Source organism: Wenyingzhuangia gilva (genome assembly GCF_030519655.1).
GTDB classification, from domain to species: domain Bacteria; phylum Bacteroidota; class Bacteroidia; order Flavobacteriales; family Flavobacteriaceae; genus Wenyingzhuangia; species Wenyingzhuangia gilva.
On sequence record NZ_JAUMIT010000001.1, the window covers coordinates 856629 to 873470 of the forward strand.

Consider the following 16842-nt stretch of genomic DNA (forward strand, 5'->3'; position numbering starts at 1 on the left):
TTTGTTCTACTAAAGCCTTTGTTTGGTTTGCAAGAAAAAGAATGAATGCTATTAATTATATGAATAAAAACCAACACAATCCATGGTTTAGGATTTTGAAAAAGCATAAGTTTTAATTATAAAAAAAGCCTCTGAAAATTCAGAGGCTTTTTTTAATATAGCTAACTTATTTAGTTTTTAATAAAACGTTTTACAGCAATTGAATTATTGTTTGTGTATATCTTTAAAATATAAACCCCTTTTTCTAAGTTAGAAACATCTATAGGTTGAATATTCTTATTTTCTAAAACTTTTTTACCCATCACAGAATAAATCTCAATTTTTAAAATATTGTAATTGTTTATATTTTGTAGAGTCAGAACATCACTTACAGGATTTGGATGAATTTTAAAAGCCTCAGAGTCTAAACGATTGACACTAAGATCACCCGTTCTTTCTATTTTTAAGGTATTCCATACCCAGTTTACATCACTTCCTCCATTATCCCCAATTTTTAACACTAATTTTTTATTAGTAACAGTTACTTCAAATTCATTGATTATATAATTACCTGTTTCACTAGAAAAATCTGCCACAGCACTTTCATTATTGGCAGCAATAAACATTTTATCGTGGGCATAATCACTATCACCGTGAGTTGTTGTAATTCTATAAACTCCGTTCTCTAAATAAACTTGAAATTCTTTATTCTCAGATGATAATACAAAGTCTAGATTAGGCGTGTTTGAAGAACTTCCTCTATCTCTTGATAAAATTCCATTAGTGGTAATCCAACCATAAGATTGATTTAATTGACTAGACTCATGAATTCTTATAGCGTTTGGCATTAAGGGAGAAGATTGTGTCCCAAAATCAAATGTGGTATCATTTGCTAAAGGAATAATAGCATTTACATTTACAATACAAGAACCTATAAGATTACCATTACTTAGACTTGCATAAATAGTAGTAGAACCTGAAGATACTGCTGTAACCAATCCATTTGAATCTACAGTCGCTATGTTTTCATCATCACTAGACCAAGTAACATTCTCTGAAGAAATTTCTACTGGAGAAGTTGTAAAATGTAATTGAACAACATCCAATTCATTTACTAAGACATTTTCTTCTTTAATATTTATATTACTAACTTTTAACTCTTTAGTATCAATTAATAAACTATTTATTACCCAAGGATTTCCAGAATTTGAATTACTAAACTCCAACTCTAATACCCCATTTGTTACCTCTACATCAAACGTGTGTGTGGTCCATTCTCCAATATTAGAACTACCATTAGATAAAACTTCTACACCATTAGCTCTTATCATTTGACCGCTCAGAGCTGTTGTATTGGTTCCTTGTACAACTGTTATACTATAGGTACCATTAAATAATTTTTGTTTAAATATGGCTGTATTTGTACCACTAACATAATCTGTTTCTGCTTTATTTGTTTGTGAATCATCTACAGCTGTTAAACCTGTTATATTTATAAATCCATAATCATTAGCATAAACATTAGAATTTGTTACTCTTAAAGCATCTGTATCTAACGCAGAATTTTCTGTTCCAAAATCATAGTATTTTAATTCATCTTTAGGACTATAATACATGATAGAGGTAAGGTAGTTTTGATAAGTAATATATTTTCCTCGCATCCACATAACATCAAAAGATCCAGGTTTATGATTTCTAGGAACTACAGGTCTTACATTAATCACATCGGCTGGTGTGTTTTCTGTAATAGCTGTTGTTTTCCATGTTGCTCCATCATCAGGGGTTTGATATTTATAAATTTCAAAAACATCATTTACTTGTTTAGATAAATAAACCGTAGAAATATCATTAGGATCTAAACTCATACCTCCTGAATAATTGGGTTCAGGTTCTGTTCCTCCTGAGGGTGTTTGTGGAAACCATTTTCCACTATTAACAATATGATGATTGTTCCACTGTGAACCATCAAATTTTGCATAATAATAATGATGATTATAATCATCCGGGAAAGCTGCATATAAAATAACAGGTTTCTCATTTTTATCAAGAGCAATATCCCAAGTCCAACCTTTTCCTTGTGATGCATTATAAACTACTTCTGGTTCTCCTGCATCAATATCTAAAGCACTAGAGGTACCAGTATAATTCTTTATAAAAGTTCCATCCGCTTTATAAAACTTATTGTCTTTAAAATAAACGTAATAAATTTTATTTGATGGTTCTTGTCTAGGATGACCAGTAGTAAAAGTAATGTGAACTCCTTCTTGACTGTCTTGTATATATCTTACATAAGGTCTTTTTTGAGCAGCATTTCTCTTGATTAATGTTTGAGGACTTCCCCAGGTTAATCCACCATCATTTGAAATAGCAATGCTAGGATGCCAACTACTTCCATCTCTATAAAACATGTAAATATCATTTCCTATTTGATATGGATTTGCATAAGTAACCTCTGTTCCAAAAGTAGCTTCTGGTCCAAAAGAAGTAATATCTTCTGGATTTTCTGAAACAAGAACACGCATAGGCCCAAAAAAATGTCCCGAATAACTAACCATAATACGTCCATCTTTTCTTACCAAAAAAGTAGGGTTGTTATGGTCATCTACTTGAAAACCTTCTCTAATAGTTGTTTGAATAATTTCACCAGTTTCATGATTGTAACTTGCAACTTGTATTTTTCCGTCGTGAGTAATCCAACCCGAATAAGTTTGTTCTTTTTCACCTTTATAATACAATGCTCTTGGATCTTGAAACCAACACCAAGTACCATCATTTGTAAAAGTTTTTGTTCCTCTTGCTAAATATGGTGTTGGAGGAATTATAATTTCTGTTTCTTGTAAATTTAATTCTGCCAAGCCAATAAGTCCTCCTTGAGTACCACTAAGTCCATTTATTTGTTTTAATTGAATGTAATACTCGCCATTTGTAGGTGGTTCAAAATAAATGTCAATTGGATAATAAACTCCTCTAGTACTTATAGAGTAACTTTTTGTTGTAATAATATTCCCTCCTTCAGGAGCATCTGATATTGAAAACTCATAAGTTGGGTTATTAGCATTGTTAATCCACTCATAGTAACCTGTAAAACGATATGCTTTACCTGCTTCTAAAGTAATGCCCGATTGACCAGTGTCTACCCCTGGATTGGTTGGTAAACCTAAAGACATAGTAGAACCTACATAACTTCCTTCCCATCGATACAAAAACTCTCTTCCTGTAAAAGCACCTCCACCATCTATAGTAATATTAGTCACATCTTTATATCTAACTCCTAATGCATTTGCAAGTTGCCAATCTGTACCACCTGTAGAAGCTGCAAATCCCCATTTATTTCCTTCACTTCCAGGCCCTGTTAATCCATTTGCATTCCAATTTGGAATTAAATTTTGTGCACAAACACTATTTATTCCTAATGTAAAAATAAAGGTTGATAATAATAATTTTAATTTTAGTTTCATAATCTAATTAATTGAACTATTAAGTATATTTATACAATAAAATAGATCGACACATATGTATAGTATCGATCTATTTATATTGAAAATAATTTAAAAATTATTTAGCAAACTTTACTACTTGAACTTCACCAGAAATGGTTGTAACACGTAAAATATAAGTTCCACTTTGTAAGCTAGAAATACTAATTGTACTAGAATCGTTATTAGATAATACTGATCTACCTAATATATCGAATACAGTAATATTACTTACTCCTGAATTTGTTTTTACTGATAATACATCTTTATTAAATGCTATTTGAGGTTTTATATTTGAAATATTATTAGAACTTAAAGTTCCTTTATCTTCTAAACTCAAATTTGCCAATTGAATAATAGTACCAGCTGCACTACCATCACCTGATGTTTGTCTAATTTGAAAAAAATAATCACCACTAGTATCAGGAGTAAAATTATATGTAAAACTATAATAACCTCCTTTAGTAGTATTATTTTCATGTCTATCTTTTTCCTCTAAACTAAAATCTTGAGGATTCAGCGCATCACCATCCGGAGTAGTAGAGTATGAAAATTGATATGTTGGAGCTTCACCATTATTAAACCACATATAATATCCTGTAAGAGTATATGTATTTCCTGCAGTCATTGTAATTCCTGATTGACCAGTACTTCCAGTAACTCCTAAAGACATAACTGATCCCCACCAAGATCCATCCCATCTATATAAAAACAACCTACCATTATACGTTTGTGTAGTACCATCAATAGTATAAGATTGATTATCTCGATACCTTACATCACCACCATTAGCTGTTCCCCAAGGCGCATCAACTCTAGATGTACCAAACCCCCATTTATTTGCCTCAGAACCCGCTCCGGTTGCTCCATTAGCATCCCAATCTGGAATTAAGTTTTGTGCAGATGTAGCACTAACTGCAAATAATAGCATTGCTGCTGAAATTAATTGTGTAATTTTTTTCATAATATAAATATGTTTTAATTAAGTACACTAAAACTAGTGTAATAAAAAGAGATTAAAGGTTGTTAAATTAATAAAAAAAAGGGGGGTAATTGATTGTATTTAACAAACTTTGTTTATTGAACTTCACACGAAAAGATTTTAATAACTAAAATATAAGTTCCGCTTTGTAAACTAGAAATACTAATTGTACTATAATTATTATTAGGCAATACTAACCTACCTAATACATCAAATAAAGTAATAATACTACTTATTCCTAAATTTATTGTTGCCAATAACACATCATTATTAAATGATATTTCAGGTTTTATATTTGAAATATTAATTATCAAAAAAATTAGACTGACACCTTACAGAATAGTAAAGTATCAATCTAATACTTATATAAATTTATTTAGCAAACTTTACTACTTGAACTTCACCAGAAGTTGTTGTAACTCGTAAAATATAAGTTCCACTCTGTAAACTAGAAATACTAATTGTACTAGAATTGTTATTAGACAATACTGATCTACCTAATATATCAAATAAAGTAATACTACTTATTGCTGAATTTGTTGTTACTGATAACACATCATTATTAAAAGATATTTCAGGTTTTATATTTGAAATATTTTTAGAACTTAAAGTTCCTGTATTTTCTAAATTTAAATTTGCTAATTGGATAATACCTCCTGTAGAACTAGTTAAACCATTTGTTTGTGTTAATTGTAAATAATAATCACCTGTAGTTGGAGGCGTAAATGAATAAGTAAACTCTTTATAAATTTCTGTTTCAGTTTGTGAAAATTCTTGAGGAGACAAAGCAGTCCCTGTAGGGGTATCAGAAAAAGAAAATTGATAAGTAGGGGCAATACCATTATTTAACCATAAATAATATCCTGTTAACTCATAAACTTTTCCTGCTTCCAATGAAATTGCTCCTTGACCAGTACTAGAGGTAACACCTAAAGACATAATACTACCTTCATATCCACCGTCCCATCTATATAAGAAATGTCTTCCTGTATAACTCTCTGAAGAACCTTCTATAGGAAAAGTTGTGTTGTCACGATATCTAACACCACCTCCATTAGCCTCTCCCCATGTAGGATTTATAGCATTACTTGCAAACCCCCACATATTTCCTTCACTTCCTGCTCCAGTTGCTCCATTTGCATCCCAGTTTGGAATCAAGTTTTGTGCAGATACATTCATAACTGCAAATAACAGCATTACTGCTGAAATTAATTGTGTAATTTTTTTTCATAATATGATATATTTTAATTATTTATATTAAAATTAACACAATAAAATAAACAAAAGGTTATCAAATTAATAAAAAAAAAGAGTAATTAACTTATTTTAAAATTTAAACAGTAAATACTCTAAATAAACACATTATTTACTATTTATTTATTCATGTTATAAATTATTATTAGTTTTATTATTAATACATAATTATTAATTCTATTATTTAGTTTTAGTATATAAACTCCTGCTAAAAGGTTTTGATCAACTTTACAAGAAGTTTATGCAACTCCAGATTCTATTTTTTTCCATCAAAACCATAAATATCATAAGTAAAATCTCCATCCATTTCAACTAAAAAGTTACATTATTAGAGGAGCTATAAGAACCTTCTTCTCGAATATAATACTTATAGCTTGGATATAAATTTAATATAGTTGTAAACTCTTGCTCTACAGATAAATCTCTTGTATCTATTCTCAACTCATTATTAATATAAACTTGTACATTTACATTTGATCTTAAATGAAGTGTACATTCTTCTAGTTGCTAAATTTCTAGTTGTACTGCACACTTAACATTTATATCATCTCCATATGCTGAGTAATCTATATTCTGAAGGTTTATAGCATCCAATTCTTCAATTACAGAGTTTTGAATCCACATCTGAAACCAATAAAAACCAACACAATCCATGGTTTAGGATTTTGAAAAAACATAAGTTTTAATTATAAAAAAAGCCTCTGAAAATTCAGAGGCTTTTTTATTAGTTACCTTAATTATGATTAACAACCACAAGGAATTTTATCAATTCTGGTTTGGTGACGACCTCCTTCAAATTCAGTATTTAAAAAAGTTTCAACCATTTCTAAAGCCTGGGGAATGGCTGTGAAACGAGCAGGAATACATAAAATATTTGCATTATTATGTTGTCTTACCAATAATACAATTTCCTTAGACCAGCACAAACCAGCTCTTACATTTTTATATTTATTAGCTGTCATAGCGACTCCATTTGCAGATCCGCAAATTAAAATTCCAAAATCTACTGCTTTGGTATCTACATCACTTGCCACTTTATGAGCATGATCAGGATAATCTACACTGTCTAAAGTATCGGTTCCATAATTTACAACTTCAATACCTTTTTGTTCTAACAATTTAACAATAGCTAATTTGTAATCTGGACCAGCGTGATCGTTTCCTATGGCTATTTTCATTTTATCTATTTTATATTTTGTGGCAAATTTACGTAAAAAAAGCCTATAATTCTGCGTTGGTTCTAATTCTACGTTTGGTAACACTATATCTGCGTACTATTAAACGAGATCCTTTATTATAGTTTGTATAATTGTATATCCAACTAATTAATATTACCAATCGGTTTCTAAAACCAACCAAAGACATTAAGTGAACAAACATCCAAATAAACCAAGCAAAAAATCCACCGAATTGTAATTTTTTAATATCAGCCACGGCTTTGTTTCTACCAATGGTTGCCATAGAACCTTTGTCGTTATATTTAAAAGGTTTTAAATTTGTATTGCCTTTTAAAATTTTAGGAAAGTTTTTAGCTAGATTTTTAGCTTGTTGAATAGCGGGTTGCGCTACTTGTGGATGTCCTCTTGGATAATCATCAGAAATCATTAAAGCAACATCACCCAAAGCAAAAACATCTTTAAATCCTTTAATTTGATTAAATTCATTTACATAATATCTTCTGGTTCTTGGTTCAGAACATTCTTCAGCAAAACCATCAATTCTGTTCGCAATTACACCAGCAGACCAAATTAAAGTACGTGTGGCAAATTCTTTTCCATCTTTAGTAGTTGCCAACTTACCATCATAAGAAGTTACAATGGTATTGGTATGAATTTGAACCCCTAATTCTTTTAAAAATTTAGTTGATTTTTTTGAAGCATGTTCACTCATAGGAGGTAAGACTCTATCGGCACCTTCTAATAAATTAATTTGCATCAATTCAGGATCTAAATCAGGAAAATCTAAAGGAAGTACACTCTTTTTAAATTCTGCAATAGCTCCAGCCAATTCAACCCCTGTAGGTCCTGCACCAACAATTACAAAATTTAATAAGAATTTTTGAACTTCTATATCTGCTTCTACAGTAGCACGTTCAAAATTTTGTAATATTAAACTTCTTAAGTTCAATGCCTGAGGAATAGTTTTCATTGGCATTGCATGCTTTTTTATTTCTTTATTTCCAAAATAATTGGTTTTAGTACCTGTATTGATGATTAAAAAATCATAAGATAAATCACCAATATCAGATTTAATTATTTTGTTATCAGGATCTATTTCTTTGACATCAGCCAATCTAAAATAAAAATTTTGTTGTTTTTTAATAAACATTCTTAAAGGATAAGCAATAGAATCAGATTCTATACCACTTGTAGAAATTTGATACAACAGGGGTTGAAAAGCATGATAATTATGCTTATTAATCATGACCAATTGAATAGGTAGTTTTCTTAATTTTTTAACCAAATTAAGACCGGCAAATCCTCCTCCAATAACTACAACTCTTGGTAAATTTGATTTAGGTACATTCATATAAGGGTATTTTTTATAAAAGCGCTAAATTACAAAATGGTCTTGCTTATTAGTCTAACTATTTAGTAATTTTAACATAAACAACTCATATACAGTAAAGTATATATTATCATATATTCAATAAATATTAGTTTTGTTTATAAAATCAACATTATTAACACTTATTAACAACATATATGATAACTTATATAAAAAACCTTATAAATCAAGCAATTACAAAAACCATTAAAATGTTAATAACATGTGGTTAAAAAAAGTAAACTAAATTTTGATTTTAAGCTTTAAAAAACAATACAAGCAAGAGGTGATACAAAGCAAATTTATTTACTAAAAACTTATAAACGGTTATTAACAATTTATACACGGTTTATTAATAATTAAGAATCTACTTTTTATCATTAAACAAAACTACATAACCGATATTAACAACTGTGAATAACTACTCTTAAAATCTTATTTTTTAAGAGATTATATATCTAACAACTTGTTAATAAAGTTAATTTAATGTAAAATCAAAATTAAATTAAGTTAAGTTATTGTATAAATGAACAGCTTATAATAACACATCATTTGTTTTATAAATTTTAAAAAAGAAGAAATTAAATATTATATAAGTGTTGATAAGGTTTATAGAAAATTTATTTACTAAGAACATTCTGTATTTTTAATTGCTGTACCTTTATCGTAGAAATAAAGAAAAGATATATGCCAAGAAATAAAAAGAAAGGTGTTTTTAAGAAAAAAGGAGGAGTAATTAAAGATCTTACACGTAAGGTTTTTAAAGTGTTGAATGAAAACAGTGGCAATCCTTTAAATTATAAACAAATTGCAGCTAAACTTGGTTTAGATGATCATGCTGCTAAACAGCAATTATTGTTAAAACTAGAAGAGTTAAAAGCTCAGAAAAAAATTAAAGAAGAAGATAGAGGTAAATATATTTTAGATGCTTCAAAAAACTATCATATTGGTACTTTAGATGTGACCAGTTCTGGGAATGCCTATTTTATTTGTGATGATTTCGAAACTGATACCTTCATCAATAAAAGCAGTGTAAACGGTGGTTTAAACGGTGATACTGTAAAAGCTTATGTTTACAAACGCAAACAGCGTAACAAATTAGAAGGAGAAGTTGTAGAAGTACTAGAACGAAAAAAGTCTGATTTTGTGGGAACATTACAATTAAGCGCTCGTTTTGGTTTTGTGGTAGCTGATGATAGATCTATGAATAATGATATTTTTATTCCAAAAGATAAGTTGTTGGATGCTGTTGATGGAGATAAAGTAGTGGCTAGAATTACCGATTGGTCTGGTGACGCTAAAAATCCTTTTGGAGAAATTACCAGAGTTTTAGGTAAAGCAGGAGAACATAATACAGAAATTCACGCCATTTTAGCTGAGTATGATTTGCCATATGAATTTCCACTTGAAGTAGAAGCTGCAGCAGAAGCATTAGACGTAACTATTACTGAAGAAGAAATTAGCAAACGTAGAGATATGCGAGATGTGTTAACATTTACCATAGACCCTAAAGATGCTAAAGATTTTGATGATGCTTTGTCTTTTCAAAAATTAGAAAATGGGAATTATGAAATTGGAATTCACATTGCTGATGTTTCTCATTATGTAGCTGAAAATTCAATTTTAGATGAAGAAGCTTATAATAGAGCTACTTCTGTTTATTTGGTAGATAGGGTAGTACCTATGTTGCCAGAAAAATTATCAAACGGAGTTTGTTCTTTAAGACCTAACGAAGAAAAGTTAACATTTTCTGCTGTGTTTGAATTGAACGAAAAAGCAGAAATAAAAAAAGAATGGTACGGAAGAACAGTTACTTATTCTGACAAACGTTTTGCTTATGAAGAAGCACAAGTAATTATTGAACAGCCAGAAGAAAAAAAACATACCATTCCTGCTGAAATTTCTATTACAGATGAAGCATACGAAGTAGATCCAAAAATATCTGAAGCGATTTTAAAAATGGATGTTTTAGCAAAAATTATGCGTGGTAAACGAATGAAATCTGGAGCTTTGGCTTTTGATAAAATTGAAACCAAATTTAACTTAGATGAAAATGCCAATCCTATTGGAGTGTTCTTTAAAGAATCTAAAGATGCCAATAAATTAATTGAAGAATTTATGTTATTGGCGAACAGAAAAGTGGCAGAGTTTGTAGGAAAAACAAAAGCTGGTGCTGCTAAAAAAACATTTATTTATAGAACACATGATGAACCTAATGTTGATAAATTGGAAGCATTAGGAAATTTGGTTCAAAAGTTTGGATATGGAATTAATACCAAATCTAGAATGACAACTACTGCTTCTTTAAATAAATTATTGAGTGATGTACATGGTAAAGCAGAATCTAATATGATTGAAACTTTAACCATTCGTACCATGAGTAAAGCTGAATATACTACAGAAAATATAGGTCACTACGGTTTAGCTTTTGATTATTACAGTCATTTTACCTCGCCAATTCGTCGTTATCCTGATGTAATGGCTCACAGATTATTACAACATTATTTAAACAAAGGAAAATCTGTATCTGCAGAAGATTATGAAGAAAAGTGTAAACATTCTTCTGAAATGGAAATGTTGGCTTCTAAAGCAGAAAGAGATTCTATTAAATACATGCAAATTAAATACATGCAAAACTTTACGGGAAAAGCTTTTAAAGGAGTGATTTCTGGAGTAACGGAATGGGGAATTTATGTAGAAGTAATAGAAAATAAATGTGAAGGAATGGTAAGAACAAGAGATATTACTAGTGATCATTTTGTTTTTGATCAGGAAGAATATGCTTTGGTTGGACGTAAATATGGAGAAATGTATCGCTTAGGGGATGAAGTTTGGATCAAAGTAAAAAATGCAGATTTAGAACGTAAACATTTAGATTTTTATTTGATAGAGGAATAATTTTTGTTAAGATACGTTATTCAATCAATCAAAATAAAATTATAGTGATATGAAGAAATTATTTTTACTGTTGTTGATATCAAACTTTGTTTTTTCACAAGATTTAAAAAAAGATTTAAAATCATTTAAGTCAATTCATATTAATAGTGCTATGCAAGTTGAATTGATTTCATCTGATAGTTGTAAAATTGAAGTTACCGGAAAAGATGTAGATAAATTATCTATCGATGAAGAAAACAAAGAATTAAAATTATCAACTTCTTTAGATAAAAAATTTAAAAGTGATTTGATGGTAAAAATTTATTATCAATCTGGTTTAAGATATTTAAAATTGGCAAATCTTGTAGAGATTAGCTCAAATGATACTATCAAGGAGAAATTTTTAGAAATAGATGCTATTAACAACGTTAAAGCAAATTTAAGCTTAGAAACTGAAGATTTTATAGCCAACCTTAGCTTGGGTAGTAATTTTGTCTTAAATGGTATTACAGAAAGTCAAAAAATTAACGCATCAAGCAAAAGTTTTTATGACGCTTTTAATTTTAAAAGTAAAAAAGCTTATGTGGAAGCCAAAACTTCTCAAGTAGGAGTAAACGTAACTAATTTTTTAGATGCGAATGCCAAATATAAAGCTGAGATTGTTTATACTGGAAATCCTTATTCTATAAATGAAAAAACTTTCTTAGGAAAAGTTATAAGTAAAAAGGAATAGGATAAATATGTATGATTATAATTTGTTGTATATTTGCTAACGATTTAAAATTTAATTAAAATGAATGTTTTAAATATATCCCTAGGAATTATGGGAATGAATGAATGGGTTATCATAGCGGTAATCGTTTTGTTATTGTTTGGAGGTAGAAAAATTCCTGAGTTGATGAAAGGTCTTGGAGGTGGAATTAAAGAATTTAAAAAAGCTACCAAAGAAGAAGATAATAAAAAGGAAGAAGAGACGAAGTAATAATAATTACTTTTTAAAAAATATACCTATTCGAAAGAGTAGGTTTTTTTATTTATATACATGAGTACAATAGACATTTTAAAAAAATCATTCCAAGATTTAAAAGGATTTTGGAGCATTGCTTTACTTGCTTCTTTACCTTTAAGTTTATTACCTGGGTTTATGGTTTTAGATAAAACTATTGGTTTGCTTTTAATTTTGGTTTTATCAGGTCCTTTTAGAGTGGGTTTGTCTAAAATAACTTTGAATATTGTTAACAAGCAACCTATTAAAATGAGTTATATTTTTGATGGGTTTACATATTTTAAACATGCTTTAGGAGTCTTTTTGCTCTCTATGATATTTATAGGTTTAGGCTTGATCTGTTTTATTATTCCTGGTATTGTAATATTTATTTGGTTGTCTCAAGCATTTTTTATTTTGGTTGAAAATCCTTCTTCAGAACCTATAGAGGTCTTTAAGATTAGTAAAGAAATGATGAAAGGAAACGAGATTAAATATTTAACAATTTTCATGATTTTTATTGTTATATCAGTAATTTTAATACTGTTTAAATTAATATTTATTAGTTTGTTAATTGTACCAATACAATATATCGTTTTCGCTAATTTTTATAATAGTTTAAAAAAATAGTTCAGATGTTTTTCATAGTTTTAAGACAACATGAAAAACAAATTTCTTTTTATACTCGTATTACTTTACAGAGTAACATTTAGCCAAAGTTCGATAGGTTTTATAGACAACTATTCTGGTGTTGAGAGTGTTGTTTATAACCCTGCAAATATCTTAGATACCCGATATAAGTATGATATTAATATTATTTCTTTAAGTGGTAGTATCGGTAATCAATATTTATCCGTAAATCCTTTTCAAATTATTAAGGATTTAAATTTTGGTTTAAATGATATTAAGCCCACATATAGTGCCTTTAAATACAATAGAGAATTAACTTCCAGTTTTGGTATTAAACATATAGATAATTATACAATATCTAGTGAATCTTCTTCAAATAGAAATGCTTATGGTAATTTCACTGCTTTAGGACCTTCTTTTTTATGGACGATTAATAAATACAATGCTGTAGCTTTTACAACTGCTATAAAATCATATGGACATGCTTTTAAGTTAAATACTTTACTATATAATAATGTTACCAATAAAGCTTTTGAAAACACTTCTTTTAACTCTGAGGATGATTTACAAAATTTTAAAGACAATTTAGAAATTACTCCAAGAAATTATTCACAAGCATTTTTATGGGCAGAAACTGGTTTTTCTTATGCAGGTATTGTTAAACATACTGCTAATGATTTTTTAAAATTAGGTGTTAGTTTTAAGTTTTTAAGAGGTATTAGAACAGGAGCAATTTATTCTAATGATTTAAACTTAGATTTTCAATTTAATGAAAATAAACCTAAAGAAAGTAGATTAGATTTTAAAGGTAATGTTACCAATCTTTATGCTTTAAAAGGTGCTAATTTTGGAATGGGGCTAGATGTTGGTTTTGTTTATGAAAAAAGAAACAAAACATTTCCTATAAATTTAAGAGATAAATCAGGAAATATTTATTTTAGTAAAGCTCCTTATTCTTATAAAATTGGAGTATCAATCACTGATGTTGGTTTTTTAAATTATAATAATGTTTTTACCAATAAAGACAATCCTAATCTAATTAATGTTGATTTGACATCTCCAAGCTACAATTTTAATATTGAAAATTATTTAACAATAACGACTTTAGAATCTGAAAAACAAACATATTTGTTACCTACAACGGGTAGATTTAATTTTGATTATAACATTAATGATAAATGGTACATAAACACAAATTTTGATGTTTATATGTTAAGTTCTACTAACGTTAAACAAATAAAATATATCTCTAATTTTGTTGTTAGTCCTCGTTACGAAACCATTCATTTTTCTGCTTTTTTACCTGTGAGCATTAATAAATTTGGAATTTTTAAAGCAGGAATTGGTATCAGAACTGGTTATTTTTTTGCGGGAAGTTCCTCCATTATCACAAATCTTAGTAACTATTCAAAAGAAGGTGATTTTTTTATAGGTTTTAAAATACCTATCTATAATAAAAGAGTAATTAAAGAATATAAGAACTCTTTAAACCATAAACTTATCTCCCCTCCAAAACTAAAGAGTAGGAGATAAGTGATAGATGAAATACTTATTTATTTTTATTAGAACTTTCTTGAATTTTATTAGCAGCAACCAAACTTGTTACCATATCATTTAACATGCTACTAGCAGCATTAGGATTGTTTGGTAATAATATTAAATTACTGTTACTTTCTGATCCTATCGATTGTAATGTATCATAATGTTGGGTAATTACAATTAATGCAGAAGCTTCTTGACTGTTAATTCCAGCTTTATTTAAAACATCTACAGATTCTTCTAAACCACGAGCAATTTCTCTACGTTGATCTGCAATTCCTTTTCCTTGTAGACGTTTGCTTTCAGCTTCACCTCGTGCTCTTTCTACTATAGAAATTCTTTGAGCATCACCTTCAAATTGAGCGGCAATTTTTTCTCGTTCAGCAGCATTAATTCGGTTCATTGCTGCTTTTACTTGTGCATCAGGATCTATATCTGTTACCAAAGCTTTCACAATGTCATATCCATAACTTAACATGGCTTCTTTAAGCTCTCTTTGTATAGCTAGTGCAATATCATCTTTTTTCTCAAAAACATCGTCTAATTTCATTTTTGGTACTTCTGCACGAACTACATCAAAAATATAAGCAGTGATTTGATCATGTGGATTCTGTAATTTGTAAAAAGCATCTTCTACTTTTTCTCTTAAAATTTGAAATTGTACTGATATTTTCATTTGAACAAAAACATCATCTTTTGTTTTTGTTTCAACTAATACATCTAGTTGCTGAATTTTTAAACTCACTCTTCCTGCAATTTTATCTATCAAAGGAATTTTAAAATTTAATCCGGCTTGTCTTGTTCCAACAAATTTTCCAAATCTTTCAACAATGGCTGTGGTTTGTTGTTGAACGGTAAATATTCCTAAAAATAATATTATTATAATTGGAATTAAAATAGGTAATGATTCTAACATTGTGTTTTTCTTTTAAAGGTACAGTTTTAAATATAAAAAAAGCCCTGAGTTTTAACTCAGGGCTTTTAATTTTTTGAAGTATAATTAACCTAATTTTTTAATGGCATTTTCAATTCTTTGCAAAGTATTTTCTTTACCAATCATTTCAATTATATCAAATAGGTGAGGACCTTTCATTTCTCCAACAATGCATAATCTTAAAGGAGGCATAACTTTTCCAAACCCTAATTCCTTTTCAGTTAAATATGCTTTTACTTTATTTTCGATTTCAAGACTCTTAAAATCTTCTATGTTTTTAATGATTTCTTTTACCTCTAACACAATGTCTTTAGTGTCTGGCTTCCATTGTTTTTTAATAGCTTTTTCATCATAACTGTTCGGATTTACGAAATAGTAATCTGCTAAATCCCATAAATCTTTTGTAAAAACGGCTCTTTCTTTTACTTGATTAATCACTTCAACAACATAATTTTTATCAAAATCATTAATTTTTTCTTTATTTAATTCAATAAAAGCCTCAGCAATTTCTTCATTGTTTTTTTGTTGCATGTATTGCTGATTGAACCAGTTTGTTTTTTCAGGACTAAATTTTGCTCCAGATTTCGAAACTCTTTCAATGCTAAATACTTTTGCTAATTCCTCTAAAGAAAATATTTCTTGTTCTGTTCCAGGATTCCATCCTAATAAAGATAACATGTTGATGAACGCATCGTTAAAATATCCGTCTTCTCTATATCCTCTTGATACTTCTCCAGTCTCTTCATTTGTATAACTTAATGGAAACACAGGAAATCCTAATTTATCTCCATCACGTTTGCTAAGCTTACCTTTACCAACCGGTTTTAAAATTAGTGGTAAATGAGCAAATTTAGGGGCTATCCAGCCAAATGCTTCATATAATAAAGTGTGTAATGGAAGAGAAGGTAACCATTCTTCACCTCGAATTACATGACTTATTTTCATTAAATGGTCATCAACAATATTTGCCAAATGATAGGTAGGCATCCCATCAGATTTAAATAAAATTTTATCATCTAAAGTATTTGTGTCAACTACTATTTCTCCGCGAATCATGTCATCCATAATCAATTTTTGATCTTTTGGAGTTTTGAATCTAATCACGTATTTCTCTCCCGAAACTAATTTTTGATTTACTTCTTCTTTAGATAAATGAATGGAATTGTTTAATGTTTCACGTGAAACGTTGTTATAAACAAATACAGATTTTTCTGCTTCTGCTTTAGATCGTAAAGCATCTAATTCTTCAGCAGTATCAAAAGCGTAATATGCTTGATTACTAGCTATTAAAGCATCAGCATATTTTTTATAAATTTCTTTTCTTTCAGATTGCCTGTAAGGTCCAAATTTTTCGTTTTTTCCAGGTCCTTCTTCATAAGGAATCCCGCACCATTCTAAAGCCTCAACAATATATTTTTCTGCATTTGCAACATATCTTGTTTGGTCTGTATCTTCAATTCTTAATACAAATGTTCCGTTATGTTTTTTAGCAAATAAGTAATTAAATAATGCTGTTCTTACTCCTCCAATATGTAAAGGCCCTGTTGGACTAGGTGCAAAGCGTACACGTACATTTTCCATGATGGTGATTTTTTGTATTAGTGGTTGATTTATTCGTTTGCAAATATACTTTATCTGT

At 29.0% G+C, this 16842-nt stretch carries 14 protein-coding genes; 5 read left to right on the top strand and 9 right to left on the bottom strand.

Going from position 1 to position 16842, the window contains the following annotated elements:
* Window positions 1-170 precede the first annotated feature (170 nt).
* From QVZ41_RS03945 to QVZ41_RS03975, 7 genes are all read right to left on the bottom strand, one after another.
* Window positions 171-3437: a BNR-4 repeat-containing protein gene (locus tag QVZ41_RS03945; protein WP_302883245.1), complete on the bottom strand. Its 3267-nt coding sequence runs from the start codon at window positions 3435-3437 to the stop codon at window positions 171-173.
* 97 nt (window positions 3438-3534) lie between these two features.
* Entirely contained in the window at window positions 3535-4419 is an 885-nt protein-coding gene (locus tag QVZ41_RS03950) for a T9SS type A sorting domain-containing protein (RefSeq protein WP_302883246.1), read from the bottom strand.
* Window positions 4420-4532: 113 nt separating this feature from the next.
* Window positions 4533-4694, bottom strand: coding sequence for a T9SS type A sorting domain-containing protein (locus QVZ41_RS03955; protein ID WP_302883247.1), 162 nt, complete (start codon window positions 4692-4694; stop codon window positions 4533-4535).
* 115 nt (window positions 4695-4809) lie between these two features.
* Window positions 4810-5634, bottom strand: a complete 825-nt coding sequence (locus QVZ41_RS03960) for a T9SS type A sorting domain-containing protein (protein WP_302883248.1) — start codon at window positions 5632-5634, stop codon at window positions 4810-4812.
* Window positions 5635-6198: 564 nt separating this feature from the next.
* On the bottom strand, window positions 6199-6345 hold the full coding sequence (locus tag QVZ41_RS03965) for a hypothetical protein (protein WP_302883249.1): 147 nt from the start codon (window positions 6343-6345) through the stop codon (window positions 6199-6201).
* A gap of 89 nt (window positions 6346-6434) precedes the next feature.
* Window positions 6435-6869: a ribose 5-phosphate isomerase B gene (gene rpiB / locus QVZ41_RS03970; protein WP_302883250.1), complete on the bottom strand. Its 435-nt coding sequence runs from the start codon at window positions 6867-6869 to the stop codon at window positions 6435-6437.
* A gap of 43 nt (window positions 6870-6912) precedes the next feature.
* Window positions 6913-8220 carry an NAD(P)/FAD-dependent oxidoreductase gene (locus QVZ41_RS03975; protein ID WP_302883251.1) on the bottom strand — a complete coding sequence of 436 codons (1308 nt, stop codon included), beginning with the start codon at window positions 8218-8220 and terminating at the stop codon, window positions 6913-6915.
* Between the two features lie 705 nt (window positions 8221-8925).
* On the opposite strand from QVZ41_RS03975, the gene rnr reads away from it, so the two are divergent.
* The 5 genes from rnr to QVZ41_RS04000 are packed head-to-tail and all read left to right on the top strand — an operon-like array spanning window position 8926 to window position 14263.
* The gene (gene rnr / locus QVZ41_RS03980; protein WP_302883252.1) at window positions 8926-11136 is read left to right on the top strand and encodes a ribonuclease R; all 2211 of its coding nucleotides are present in this window, start codon (window positions 8926-8928) and stop codon (window positions 11134-11136) included.
* Between the two features lie 49 nt (window positions 11137-11185).
* Window positions 11186-11848, top strand: a complete 663-nt coding sequence (locus QVZ41_RS03985) for a GIN domain-containing protein (protein ID WP_302883253.1) — start codon at window positions 11186-11188, stop codon at window positions 11846-11848.
* Window positions 11849-11908: 60 nt separating this feature from the next.
* On the top strand, window positions 11909-12097 hold the full coding sequence (locus QVZ41_RS03990; RefSeq protein WP_302883254.1) for a Sec-independent protein translocase subunit TatA/TatB: 189 nt from the start codon (window positions 11909-11911) through the stop codon (window positions 12095-12097).
* 60 nt (window positions 12098-12157) lie between these two features.
* A complete protein-coding gene (locus QVZ41_RS03995; RefSeq protein WP_302883255.1) occupies window positions 12158-12730 on the top strand; it encodes a DUF975 family protein in 573 nt (190 codons plus the stop codon).
* Between the two features lie 30 nt (window positions 12731-12760).
* Complete coding sequence (locus QVZ41_RS04000; protein WP_302883256.1) at window positions 12761-14263, top strand: DUF5723 family protein; 1503 nt, start codon at window positions 12761-12763, stop codon at window positions 14261-14263.
* A gap of 16 nt (window positions 14264-14279) precedes the next feature.
* On the opposite strand, the gene QVZ41_RS04005 is transcribed toward QVZ41_RS04000, so the two are convergent.
* Both QVZ41_RS04005 and gltX read right to left on the bottom strand, forming a co-directional pair.
* Complete coding sequence (locus QVZ41_RS04005) at window positions 14280-15185, bottom strand: SPFH domain-containing protein (RefSeq protein WP_302883257.1); 906 nt, start codon at window positions 15183-15185, stop codon at window positions 14280-14282.
* Window positions 15186-15269: 84 nt separating this feature from the next.
* Window positions 15270-16784 carry a glutamate--tRNA ligase gene (gene gltX / locus QVZ41_RS04010; protein ID WP_302883258.1) on the bottom strand — a complete coding sequence of 505 codons (1515 nt, stop codon included), beginning with the start codon at window positions 16782-16784 and terminating at the stop codon, window positions 15270-15272.
* Window positions 16785-16842 lie beyond the last annotated feature (58 nt).